General features: G+C 39.2%; 9 protein-coding genes. 5 read left to right on the plus strand and 4 right to left on the minus strand.

Annotated elements, in window-relative coordinates; translation table 11 throughout:
* Positions 1–232: 232 nt before the first annotated feature.
* The 3 genes from VF06_RS05370 (at position 233) to VF06_RS05380 (ending at position 4,483) form a co-directional block, all read left to right on the plus strand.
* Positions 233–1,471 carry a sensor histidine kinase gene (locus VF06_RS05370; RefSeq protein WP_099066149.1) on the plus strand — a complete coding sequence of 413 codons (1,239 nt, stop codon included), beginning with the start codon at positions 233–235 and terminating at the stop codon, positions 1,469–1,471.
* Positions 1,468–1,920, plus strand: coding sequence for a response regulator (locus tag VF06_RS05375; protein WP_099066148.1), 453 nt, complete (start codon positions 1,468–1,470; stop codon positions 1,918–1,920). The genes VF06_RS05370 and VF06_RS05375 overlap by 4 nt, the downstream gene beginning before the upstream one ends.
* Before the next feature lie 577 nt (positions 1,921–2,497).
* Positions 2,498–4,483 carry an ATP-binding protein gene (locus tag VF06_RS05380; protein WP_099066147.1) on the plus strand — a complete coding sequence of 662 codons (1,986 nt, stop codon included), beginning with the start codon at positions 2,498–2,500 and terminating at the stop codon, positions 4,481–4,483.
* Between the two features lie 59 nt (positions 4,484–4,542).
* Here the strand turns inward: VF06_RS05380 and VF06_RS05385 are convergent, their stop codons facing one another.
* Positions 4,543–5,460, minus strand: a complete 918-nt coding sequence (locus VF06_RS05385; protein WP_099066146.1) for a DUF1338 domain-containing protein — start codon at positions 5,458–5,460, stop codon at positions 4,543–4,545.
* A gap of 378 nt (positions 5,461–5,838) precedes the next feature.
* On the opposite strand from VF06_RS05385, the gene VF06_RS05390 reads away from it, so the two are divergent.
* The gene (locus tag VF06_RS05390) at positions 5,839–6,294 is read left to right on the plus strand and encodes a pentapeptide repeat-containing protein (RefSeq protein ID WP_099066145.1); all 456 of its coding nucleotides are present in this window, start codon (positions 5,839–5,841) and stop codon (positions 6,292–6,294) included.
* Positions 6,295–6,919: 625 nt separating this feature from the next.
* On the opposite strand, the gene VF06_RS05395 is transcribed toward VF06_RS05390, so the two are convergent.
* Entirely contained in the window at positions 6,920–9,013 is a 2,094-nt protein-coding gene (locus VF06_RS05395; RefSeq protein ID WP_099066144.1) for a TonB-dependent receptor plug domain-containing protein, read from the minus strand.
* 356 nt (positions 9,014–9,369) lie between these two features.
* Here VF06_RS05395 and VF06_RS38965 point away from each other — a divergent pair, with 356 nt between their 5' ends.
* Positions 9,370–9,582 (plus strand): hypothetical protein, encoded by a 213-nt coding sequence (locus VF06_RS38965; protein WP_143861664.1) that lies wholly within the window; start codon positions 9,370–9,372, stop codon positions 9,580–9,582.
* Between the two features lie 428 nt (positions 9,583–10,010).
* On the opposite strand, the gene VF06_RS05400 is transcribed toward VF06_RS38965, so the two are convergent.
* A complete protein-coding gene (locus VF06_RS05400; protein WP_099066143.1) occupies positions 10,011–10,544 on the minus strand; it encodes a hypothetical protein in 534 nt (177 codons plus the stop codon).
* 12 nt (positions 10,545–10,556) lie between these two features.
* Complete coding sequence (locus VF06_RS05405) at positions 10,557–11,429, minus strand: hypothetical protein (protein WP_099066142.1); 873 nt, start codon at positions 11,427–11,429, stop codon at positions 10,557–10,559.
* Positions 11,430–12,649 lie beyond the last annotated feature (1,220 nt).

The following is a 12,649-nucleotide window of genomic DNA, read 5'->3' on the forward strand; positions in this document are numbered from 1 at the left end:
AGATTTTGACGAAGGCTAAAGGTAGATTCTTGGCGCGGCAGTCGCTCATGGGGGAAACTCCCAAGACCCCGCTGCCTTTGCGCCTTTGCGTGAGGTAAAAATCATCCCTAGATTCAGCAATGCCAAAGCTAAAACCCTCTTCATTCCTGCCCCCTGTTCCCTGCCTTATCCTGAGAATAAATATTCACCACGACCTACTTAGAAGTCCTAAGACCACACCAGCAGGTGTCTAATGCACAATACAAATCGCTCCTGGCAAAAAAGCTATGGCATTGCTGTACTCGCCAGCGGTTTAGCACTGTTATTTTCTCTACTGATATCGCCACTGTTAGAGAACATTACTTTTTCTGTATTTTTTGCAGCTGTGGTGTTGAGTTCCTGGTATGGGACTCGCGGCTCAAGTTTATTGGCAACCCTACTGTGTAGCTTAGCGATCGCTTTGTTTTTCTTAGAACCAATTTATTCACTGAATATTTTAGCCCTCGATGGTTCGATTCGTTTGGGGTTATTTGCGATCGTATCGCTACTAACTACGGAATTGAATGCAGCTTGGAGACGCACAGAGTTAAAGCTGCGAGAAAGTGAAACTCGCTATCGTGAAATGGCAGAGGCGGTGCAGAACTACGCCAATGAATTAGAGGAACGAGTCGCCAACCGCACAGCCGCCCTATTGGAAGCCAACAAAGAACTGGAAACCTTTGGTTATTCAGTTTCCCATGACTTACGCGCTCCTTTGCGATCGATGCAGGGTTTCGCTCAAGCACTACAGGAAGATTATAGTCATTGCTTGGACAGCGATGCACAAGATTATATTCAAAGGATTGTCGCCTCTGCCGAACGCATGGATGGACTAATTCAAGACTTGCTCGACTACTCGCGCCTGAGTCAAGTAGAAATTAATCTTGGCGTACTTAACTTAACAGACATTCTTACAGAAGCCCTTAACCAACTAGAAGTAGAATTGCGATCGCGACAAGCTCAAGTCAACATAGAGCAACCACTTCCAGAAGTTACAGGCAATTGGACAATTTTAATCCAAGTACTCGTAAACCTGCTGAGTAATGCAATTAAATTCGTCCCCGCTAACAGACAGCCAACAATTCGTATCTGGGCGGAAATCGTCGGGGGAGATGGGGAGATAGGGAGATGGGGAGATGAGGTAAAAAGGGGAGAAAATTCTACCTTGTCCCCCTTGTCTTCCTTGTCCCCCTTATCCCCCTTGTCTTCCTCATCCCCCATTCGCCTCTGGATAGAAGATAACGGTATTGGCATTGCACCAGAACATCGGCAGCGAATTTTCAATGTATTTGAAAGATTACATACTCAAGAAAGTTATCCTGGTTCTGGCATTGGTTTAGCCATTGTCCGCAAAGGTGTTGAACGTATGGGGGGACAAGTGGGTGTAGAGTCAATAGAAGGTCAAGGTAGCCGCTTTTGGATTCAACTACAAAAATTTTCCATGAAAACATGAACACAGACCAGCAGACAATCTTACTGGCAGAAGATGACTCCAATCAAGTCCTGTTAATTCGTCGGGCTTTATGCAAAGCCAATCTCATGCAACCCCTACAAGTTGTAAGCAATGGAGAAGCTGCTATTTCTTACCTGTGTGGTGAAGGGGAATATGCTGACCGAGAACGCTACCCTCTGCCGATACTGGTTTTATTAGACCTGAAAATGCCCCGTAAATCTGGGTTTGAGGTTTTAGAGTGGCTCAAGCAACAACCAAAACTCAAACGCCTACCAGTTGTTGTGTTGACAACTTCTAAAGAAACAACCGACCTTCATAAAGCTTATGACCTGGGTGTGAATTCGTATTTAGTTAAACCCGTGGCATTCAGTGATTTAACGGCAATGGTAAAGTTACTTGATGCCTATTGGCTAAACTTAAATCAACAGCCGTTGGTTTACTTCAGTTAGACAATTTGATTTTCTTAAACCTGGCAATCCTAGCCTTTCAAAGGATGGGAGGGTCAATAATGGTTGAGCCTCAAAAAGCTATCTTTAAGTAATTCAGAATTCATGAAAAAATTTACCGAGTTTAACTATCGTGTGGTAAGAATCAAGGGCAATGCTCATCAGTCATGTCCGGCAAGAAAGTAAAGTTTTTTGCCAACAGCGCAAATCATCTTCAGATGATTAAATACCCTAAAAATCTTTTTTCTAATTCACTAGACTTTTGCTATTAGCCTTGAACTCAAGTTTAAGGCGGGTGATGAAATCAATAGTTAAAATATTTCTACCTTATAGTTAACACTAGTTAACACCAACGAGCATTGCGTTTATTTCTCAGGCATGGTCTATTTATTTGAGGATAGCTTTAAGTTGAGATTCCTTAGTAGGGTGTATTCTCGCTGAGAAGACTACACCGAAAGATTTAAAACTTACGCATTACATTTTTAACAGATGCTACAAAAATTGCAAGTAATTAAATCTACTTTCTTTAGTAAGGATTCACCACTTAGAGCTTTTCAAGCATCAATTTTTTTGGCTTCTCATGCACATTCTGATTATTGACGACAATCCAAATGACCGTTTCATGATTATTCGGGAGATGCGGCGACAATTTCCCGATGTAGAAATAGAGGAAGTGGGTGAACCAGAAAACTTTGAGCAAGCATTGGCAGCAGGTCGCTTCGATCTGACAATCACTGATTATCAACTTCGTTGGAACAATGGTTTGGAAATATTACATCTTTTAAAGAACCGCTACCCCGATCGCCCGGTAATTATGTTTACTAACACAGGCAATCAGGAAATTGCCGTTGAAGCGATGAAAAGCGGACTCGATGATTATATTCTCAAGTCACCCAAGCATTTAGTTCGTTTATCTGCAACGGTAAGATCTGTTTTAGAACGCAATGAAACTCGCCAAAGAGCTAGTTTTTTAGAAAATCGCTTGCAATCTTTACTCAATCAATTAAATGTCGGAGTATTTCGAGCAATACCAGACGGACGCATATTAGAAGTTAATAGTGCATTTCTCAGTCTTTTGAGACTTGATTCTCTAGAAGAAATTCAGTCTAATACTAACTTTAACGAGATTTTTTCCAGATCTGGAGATATTACACCAAACAAAAGACGAGAACGGGAATTAAGGATACGGAGAAAAGATGGTAGCCATATATGGCTATCAGTGAATGAAACTCTTAATATTACTCATGGAGAGGAGGTGATTGATGGGCTGGTGGAAGACATTACCGGGCGGAAACGCTCAGAAGAAGCACTTAAGCGCTATGCAACAAGATTGCAAACTCTCCAAGAGTTAGATCGGTCGATTTTGGGGGCAATTTCTCCTCAAGAAATTGCTGAAGCGGCTCTAGCTGCAACTTATCCCTTACTTCCCTGTCAATTAATAGATATGACGTTGTTTGATTTGGAACAGCAACAAGCTACTGTCTTAGCTGTCCAGTCTAGCGATCGCATTGGCTTTGCCATAGGCGAAACTTTCTCATTGCATGATTTTGGCAACATTGAAAACTTGCAACAAAACCAAGTAATGATGATCGAAAACCTGGCTGACCATCCAAGACCATACCGCGTTCAACAACGGCTGTTCGACCAAGGCATTCGCTTAATTATGAATGTACCTGTAATTGCTCAACAACAGCTAATCGGTTCTTTGAACGTGGGAGTAATTCAACCGTGGTCATTAACCGAGGAAGACGTGGAAATTGCCAGCGAAGTCGCAAATCAGCTGGCGATCGCCATTCAACAATCTCGCCTGCGCGAACAATTGCAGCGCTACACCGAACAACTCGAACAAATAGTTCACAACCGCACACAGCAGCTTGAAGAAGCCAACAGCGCCCTAGAAGCCTTTGCCTATTCCATCTCCCACGACTTACAAGAACCTCTACGTGCTATTCGCGGATTTGCCACTATTCTTTTAGAAGACTACGACAGCGTACTAAATTCAGGCGGGCAAGATTTACTCCATCGCATTGCCAGTAACGTCGAGCGTATGGACAACCTGTTGATAGACCTCTTAGAATACAGCCGTTTGAGTCGCATTGATTTGCCACTGCAACCAATAAACCTCAACTCACTAGTCAAACAAGTGCTGATTCAATTAGAAGTATCCCTACAACAAAACCAAGCACAAGTAACAATTGCTGAACCTCTACTAGAAGTTGTAGGAAACTACCGCACCGTCGAGCAAATTATTACAAACCTACTAACCAACGCCATTAAATTTGTAGCTTCTGGAGTTCAACCCCAAGTCAGAATTTGGACAGAACGCCGCGGAGGCTGCGTGCGTTTGTGGGTAGAAGACAACGGCATAGGTATCTCGGCCCAGCATTGGGAGCGGATTTTTGGTGTCTTCGAGCGTCTACACAGCATAGAAGCCTACCCTGGTACAGGAATTGGACTAGCGATCGTCCGTAAAGGCATCGAACGCATGGGAGGACAGGTAGGTATGGAGTCAGAAATCTCCCACGGTAGTAGTTTTTGGATAGAACTGCCGGAGTTTGTGAAATAAAAATGGGGCATTGGGCATTGGGCATTGGGCAGTCAACAGTCAACAGTCAACAGTCACTCCTACTTAGATAAACGCGTCATTTCAAACAATTCCTGAGCATTACTTCCTAAAAAAGCATCAAAAAGTACCTGCTTTCCGGGTTCGACTTCCACTAGATAGCGCTGGGCAATCTCATAATAAGCGTAAGTCCAAGGAATCTGAATTTCTAAACCACTGTTATCATCAAACACGGTCACCATTTCGGTTACTGCTTGAGTCGCTGTTTGACGCAAACCACAAGCAATATTTCCCTCTATCTCTGCTTTCATTGGTACGCCCAAGTTAGCCAAACTACTGGCAGTGGTGTCTATATCTGGATATTTTGCGGTGTTTTGGCTGTTAACGTAGCCTGTGAAATGGTTGACAGCATAACCGTGCAGCAATACCCAAGCCCCATACTGAGTAACCTGATTCACCTCTTCGACCAGAGAACGCCGGGGAGGTAGCCAAGGACGGGTAAATATTTGTTGCAGTTGTTGGGCGATGATTTCAATGTTTTCTTCTGTTTCTAGAAGAAAATTAACATCTGAGGTAAGTTGATATTCAAATGAAGATACTGTTTGGTAGATGATTTGAGCAATATTGCTGGGCAATTCGTCAACAATTAACTCGCTGATAAATAGTTTAGGTAAGTTAAATTCCTCTTGCTGTGGATGATGATAATGACGGGCATAGAGATGAGTTTTCGCAAACGTATACTCACCAGCCGCAACATAACCTAAAGCTTGTACAATTTTTTCCAAGTAGCCAATGCCCAGGTTAACTTGACCTTGTGGACTATCTAGTAATAGACGCAAAGACCGAAAGGCGATGTGGTCGTTGGCGACGTTCCCACCCGCAGCGGTAATCATTTGTTGGTAGGTACGGGCGTAATTTACTCTGGCGCTGTATTGTTGCCAAAGTAATTTCCACAGATGAATAACTATTTCAGGTTTCATAAGTTGATGATATGGGACTCATATTTGATTTATGAAAAAATTCAGTATACCTTAGAGAACCTTCTTTCCTGTTCCCTATTCCCTATTCCCTTTTTCGATGAATTTTGAAAGTATAAATACTTATTTTTTAGTGCAACTCTGCCGATGTGTGTCAGCTTTGCTAAAGATTTAACACTAATTTAATGGCAGCGGATTTTAAGGTTTATTCCAGTAAAATAAGCAAAAATTAAAATAAATCGTATTTTTTGTTTTTCCCTCATCTTTGCTTCTTTAACACAAGAATCTTGCCAGGTCAATCTGTAACGGGAAGAAGTTTGGTGAGATAATAGAACTGTGAGGTAAAGAACGGACGCAACTTGATAATCAAGGGGGAAAATTATGAAACTCCAGCTATTAGCGGCCACAGCCTTAGCAACTCCCCTATTTTTCATTAGCTCGGTCAGAGCTGAGAATCCGCAGGACTTACAAAAGCTCCTTTCTACTGGGGAATGTATCCAATGCGATTTATCGGGAGCCAATCTCAGTGGCGCTCATTTAATTGGTGCTGACTTAAGAGGAGCTAAACTCCAAGGAGCCAACCTTGTAGAAGCTAACCTTGAAGGTGCAGATCTGACTGGTGCTAACTTGGCAGGTGCTAACTTAACATCAGCCTATGTCACCAATGTGAATATGAAGCAAGCCAATCTCAACGGGGTAAATTTCACTCGCGCTACGATTCATGATTCTAATGTGTATAAAGCATCAATGAAAGATCTCAATCTGACTGATGCTGAAATATTTAACACTGGAATCGGTATTGGTGGAGAAGATGCCGAGATTCCCGATTGGGACTAGGGTTAGGGGCAACTCAAGCAGGCAGGTTCAAACAAACACAACATAGGTTTTAGTGGATTTTTCATCAAAGAAACTAGTTGTTTGCAAGTAATTTCACTAAACCGGCACCTAGAAAAAAATTAAGATAAACTTAACCCTCTACCTTGTAGTTAGTTCAGTGCCATCGGGGTAGAGGGATTTTTTATGTTCAAATATTTACAGTTAGTAATTATCGAAGAAGGGAATAGGGAACAGGGAACTGTTAAGAGTTCCTTGTTTCCTATTCCCGTCAGGGGAGTTAGAGACCCCTACTTCTATAAGTAGCAAGTTTCAAGTGGAGTATAAATCTCCATTTGAAACACTCTGTTCCCTATTCCCTTTTAATGTTTGATATTTGTTTGAATCCCAGGATATTTGGGATGTCACCGCTTATAGAAATCTGTACAAAGCTACCCAACGATATACAACTACGTTTGTAATCTTAGTCCAAAGTTCTATAATTAGTTGATGAGCCTTAAGCGCGAGGCGATCGCCCCCTCGGAAGGTGACACAAGAGGGGGTTAGCAGGGATCTTATGTTTCAGGCTTCAATGTGTAAGTTTTAGCCTATTGTCTGAGTCGAGTATTAATTTTGCCCAATTAATTATCTACAAACTTGAGCTTAAACCAATACGAAAAGTAAAACCAGGGCTATATATGCGATTAACTCGCTCGTATTGTTCCCCTAGTAAATTTTCTAGGTAAACTGTCAGTCCCAAATTGCTAGTTAAAGGTATACGACCGGTGAAATCTAAATTCACAAAAGATGGTGCAAAATCTGTAGTCCTGTCAGTAGGGTTAGTAAAGATAGATCTGCGAGCGCCACTGTTGTAAGTAACATATAAGTTAGCTTGCCAACCTGCGTTTTGATAACCTACACCAGTTTGGAGTACAGAATAAGGAATTAAACCTAACTGCAAACCTCTTTCTGCTCCTGTTTTGATTTGGGCGTCTGTATAAGTATAGTTGAGAAAAGTTGACCAGCCAGAAGCAATTTTTAATTGCAATGCAGCTTCTATACCATTGGTATCTACTAATCCAATGTTTTCCCATCTGCCTGCTATTATTCCCAGGCGATCGCTTATACTACTACCAAAATAAGTAAACTGTCCTATCAAATTATCAGAAAATTTGACATCGACTCCCGCAGTCCAAGTGGAACCGGTTTCTGGCTCTAAATTTGGGTTAGGTTCCCAACCATGAACCGTATCATAAACATATAACTGATCCAACCCAGGATTGCGTTGTCCCCCGGCCCAACTGCCACGGAATGCTACTATCGGTGTAACAGCATAACGTAAACCAACGCTAGGATTTAAATAACTTCCAAATTCGCTGTCAAAACTTTGTCTGAGTCCTAAGTCTACTAAAAAGTTTTCGCCAAAATTCCAAGTATTCACAGCAAATAAAGCTGTATTGAACAAACTCCTATTTTCGGTTTCGTTATTAGCAATCCTACTAGGACTTGTACTCAAAACATCACCATTTAAGTCGGTATTTTTTAAATCCAAACCCCAGCGCAATTTATTATTGGCAGTAATTCTCCATTCATGATCTACTCTAGCTGAGAGTTGTTGCGTATCTAAAACTCCTGTACGGTAAAATGCTCCTGTAGGGCCATAGGTGCTGAAATAATCTTGGTTATAGCCGATTGATGTTGTCAAATTAGAGTTTTCTCCGTTACCAAGTCGAGTTTTCCAAGATAAGCCAACATTTAAACCATCGTGGTCTAATCTATCTTGCTGGAGAGGAAAACCGAAATATATTAAGCCGCGACGACTGCTGAGTTTAGTAATATCTAAATTCAAAGAATTTCTTCGATTTAAATCTAAACCAATGCTACCAAAGTAAGTACTTGTAGCTGTGTCTGCATTCGATAGAAACCCTTGACTATCGCGATTTGCTGCACCTACAGGTACGCGATAACGGTTATCTGAAAAGAATCTTTCAAAGCTAAAATTGTATTTTACAGAACCAACCGAACCACCATAGCTTACTTGTTGATTATTTAAACTTAGCGAACCAAATTCTGTACTACCAGAGAACTTAGGCTGTCCATAACCTTCTTTGGTAATGATATTAACAACTCCGCCAAAGGCTGAGGAACCATACAAAGCTGATGCCGTGCCGCTATATAATTCTACTCGTTCAATAGATTCTACAGGAATGCTGTTTAAATCAGTTGCACCGTGATAAGTGTTGACATTATTATTAATTGGTCTGCCATTAATCAGGAATACAGACTGATTAATTGAGGCTCCCCGATAATATGTTCCTGTGTGAATATCTGCACCGGGGCCGACATCATTAATGGCAAAACCAGGCATTCTTTTAAGAACATCAGCTAAACTGCTTGCACCTTGCTTTTGAATTTCTTCTTTCTCAATTACATAAGTTGGTGTAGACTGAGGCAGGCTATCTGGTTCTGCGATCGCTTCTATATTAATGTCTCCATCGTCGCTAGAATCTGACTCCATTTCCGGCTGAGTTTCTGACTCACTTGCAGTTGATGGAGATTCTTGAGTTAATAATTGAGCGTTTGTTGCGGGTAACTCAATTTCACTCAAACTAGGAATATCTGCAATGATTTCCGTTGATTTATCACTATTTTTCTGTTGAATTTCAGTCTCAGTAGCTAAACCAGGAAATGCTATCAGTAAACTCGGTAAACTTACTGTTAGCAACGAAAAATGCTTTTTCACGTTCTCTTACACACCAAGTTAAAACAATCACTACGGAGTATTTTTGCTATAGTCTAGAGATTGTGTCAAAAGACAGGCTGTCATATTTCTGCGGCTCAAAATTAGCAACTGCTTACAGGATGTTTTAAAAGCTCAGCGTAAATAATTAAATGTATATGGATAATGTATAATATTTTTCAATATTAAATTCAGTAATCAGTAGTCGTAAATCAGAATTCAGTATAAATTCTGTAAGCTAATACACATTTAATATCAAGTTTGTTGAATACTTACAATTAGGACTGACGCAAAAAAAAGTCGGAGCGCCGGCTTTTGGCGATAGCGCAGCGTGTTGCAGACAAGCGTTTCGTAGAGAAGTGGCTTACTGTAAAGTAGAACACAAAGAAATATTGAAGAAGAATACAGAATTCAGAATTCAGAATCAAGACGCTCTCTACGAGACGCTACGCGTAGCTTGCTTAAGAGCAGGGGTACGCGGACACGGCTTAGCTGCGCTATCAGTGGGGGATTCCGACCCGCCATTGATTGTTCGCGTAGCGTCTCCCCTTGGGAGAAGACCACCAAATTGAAAATTTGGTGGGGGTCTTAAACCCACTTATTCAGACGCTCCTACGTCGCTCTAAGCGAAGCCGAAGAATACAGAATTCAGAATTCAGAATCAAGACGCTCTCTACGAGACGCTACGCGTAGCTTGCTTAAGAGCAGGGGTACGCGGACACGGCTTAGCTGCGCTATCAGTGGGGGATTCCGACCCGCCATTGATTGTTCGCGTAGCGTCTCCCCTTGGGAGAAGACCACCAAATTGAAAATTTGGTGGGGGTCTTAAACCCACTTATTCAGACGCTCCTACGTCGCTCTAAGCGAAGCCATGCCGCAGGCTTTACGCTGCGCTATCCGCCAGTCGTACAAAATACCCGACTGAATTCTGACGACTGACGCCTTTATTCTGTTTTGATAATTTCAGAGAGTTATTGCTTAAGTCCTGTTACTTGATAAATTAATTTTCAACATGATTTTTACTTGTAACTCGAATTAAAAAACGTAGTGCTTCATTTACTGCTTCTGAGGTGGGAAACATTTCGGCAACATCAGGTTCTAAAACAACTGTAGTTTTGGGAATATGGGTATCTATAAAATTCTGATTGGATTGAGGTTTTTCATGTATTATGCTTGTTTTGGATAATCCAGCATTTAAGGTATCAATTAGTGATTGCCAACTACTAACTTTCAGATTAAAGTGAGCCTTTGCATCTCGTAATGTTTTAAACTGTTGCTTCAAAATATCAATAGTATAAATATGGTTTTGAGATACCTGTTTTTCTAATTCGAGGTCTGACTCAACCATATCAACTACTTCACTAATCAGTTGGTCATGATTTTCGGCAATTTGAGCAGCGGCTCCTAAAATACGAGAAGTCGCTTTTATCTGTATATCAGTTTCTTGTTTAAGGCGATCGGCAATACTACGAATTTGATCTGCTAGCCTTCCTTTACCTTGTTTTTCAGTGCTTGGTAGCGATTTTTTGCTCATGAGTATGTTTTTTTATTCAGAAATAATCTCTTTAATTGCAAGCCAGATGCGTTTAAATTTTTCTACCAAACCCATAGGATTATTAGTTGTTTCTTCTTCTACTGAATCAACTAAAGATTGAATTCGATCCATACGCTCTGCTACGATATAAAGATTATTTACTGCTTCATCCTTACTTGCTAAAGATTCACGCACTAGCACAACCATCTGAGCAATTTCTCGTTTTAATCGTTCATTTTCAGCTTTACGACGAGTTTCCCATCCCTTAATACTAGCTTTGGAACGTCGTTCGTGCTTAAGTTCAGTTTTAGCTTCATTGTATAAATTCAAATACATTTCTCGTTCTGAGCTTACTGTCTCATATTTAGTAAGTAATTCAGTTGCTCTTGCTTTTTCTTCGTTGTAGAGACAGAGGGTTTGTTGATGATTTTCTTGTTCATCAAGATAGAATTGATAATTTTGATTAGCTTGCCCTTTTAGCTCATTTGCTTGAAGTTGATAATTTTGAATCTCTTGTTGGTGAACATGAACTATCTGGGATAGTTTCGCTTTTTCTTCGTTGTAAAGATACAGTGTTTTTTGATGATTTTCTTTTTCATCAATATAGAATCGATAATTTTGAGTGACTTGTTTTTTTAGCTGATTAGTCTCAGTTTGGTAAGTTACAATTTTTTGCTTAACATGAACTAGTTGGAATGCTGCTTCTTGGTGTTCTTTTGCAGTTTGTTCCCATTTATCGCGTTCAGATGTAGCTTCTTCAAGGTTGGCACGAACAGTCATCAATGAAAGTTTCAGTTCATGATAAGAAACTGGTTCTTTCTGTTTTGAGCGAGGATTGTTAATAGCATTGTCAATATTAGAATCTCTACGATCGCTTCTCCTCATTACCCTTAATTTCCTATGTAGTATTTATTATATTTCAATATAAAGATTCAGTTTAGCTGAGATTAACTAATTGAAGTGTGATCTAAGTTCTACTAGTAATATGATCTCAATCTGGTTTGAGATAGGTTTTACAGTTGCTTTATTACTCTCATGAGAGAATATTGAAAATTTAATTTTTCTGTCCTTCGTTTCAAACAAGAATTTTTTAACTTTATCTGCTTTTTTCTTTTTAAAAAGATAAAAGAGTATTCCTAAAACGGAAAAATAAATTTTGTATTGTGTATTTTTTGTCAATCTATAGATAGAAATAAAATTTGTACCAAGTTGATTTTATACTTGAAAATTATGTATAGATTAATATCTGTCTTTTGATAGAAGATTATATGTATTGTTAGGTTATTACTTTTTTAATCAAGCACAACATATCTTTTTATCATGTTCTGCTATGTCTTCAAATCTTAACTTTTATGTATTAATACTTAAATAGTTTATTTTAAATAGTAATATTTATTGCTTATAAAACAATCTCTTCAAAAAAGAATATTTACTTATGTAAACTGCCATTTTTACTTTGGAGAAAGTCAAAAGCTAAGCCTTTGAGCATAGAAAAATTCGCAACAAAAATTTTGAATTCAGAAATCATATTGATGTAATCTATGTTACAAGGTGTTTCTATTTACTTAGGTAATTAAAAATATTTTTGTATTACAAAAGTTACAAAGTACTAAATATATCTGTAAATTAATTAAGATTACTTAAGAATACGGTTACAATTATAAAAAAAAGATTAAATAATTTATTGATAAGTTAAAAAGTTCAAATAAATACCACTGGTTAACAAGTTTGACACTTGACTGTCGTAGTAGTCAAGTCAACATTTTTCATATTAATTATGAAATTAATCAAATGCAAAAAAAATAGTTAGTTATCTCAATCCATAGTAATCGAATTTGATTGGTGAGAATTTTGGTGTTGACAGTCCTTTGTCATTGGTAATTTGTCGTTGGTTTCACAAATGATTTAGGATTGCTAGTGTGTTTTTAGCTAAACATATTTACAAATTCAAGGAAATATGCAGATATAGATATTTAAATTTTATATCTACATATTAGGCGTATTTGTTTGAAAAATTTTGATGTCATTCTAGTGATATTTTCCATTAATTTTGTAGGAAAAAATGTTTGTAGTAAGGACTTTAGTCCTTGATTTTTAAGCACTAA

The organism is Nostoc linckia z4 (assembly GCF_002608075.1).
GTDB lineage: Bacteria > Cyanobacteriota > Cyanobacteriia > Cyanobacteriales > Nostocaceae > Nostoc > Nostoc linckia.

Bases quoted from the DNA above. Each gene is read 5' to 3' on its own strand.
- VF06_RS05385 (WP_099066146.1), bottom strand. From the start codon at position 5,460: ATGAAACCTGAAATAGTTATTCATCTGTGGAAATTACTTTGGCAACAA.
- VF06_RS05380 (WP_099066147.1), top strand. From the start codon at position 2,498: ATGCACATTCTGATTATTGACGACAATCCAAATGACCGTTTCATGATT.
- VF06_RS05405 (WP_099066142.1), bottom strand. From the start codon at position 11,429: ATGAGGAGAAGCGATCGTAGAGATTCTAATATTGACAATGCTATTAAC.
- VF06_RS05370 (WP_099066149.1), top strand. From the start codon at position 233: ATGCACAATACAAATCGCTCCTGGCAAAAAAGCTATGGCATTGCTGTA.
- VF06_RS05375 (WP_099066148.1), top strand. From the start codon at position 1,468: ATGAACACAGACCAGCAGACAATCTTACTGGCAGAAGATGACTCCAAT.
- VF06_RS05400 (WP_099066143.1), bottom strand. From the start codon at position 10,544: ATGAGCAAAAAATCGCTACCAAGCACTGAAAAACAAGGTAAAGGAAGG.
- VF06_RS05390 (WP_099066145.1), top strand. From the start codon at position 5,839: ATGAAACTCCAGCTATTAGCGGCCACAGCCTTAGCAACTCCCCTATTT.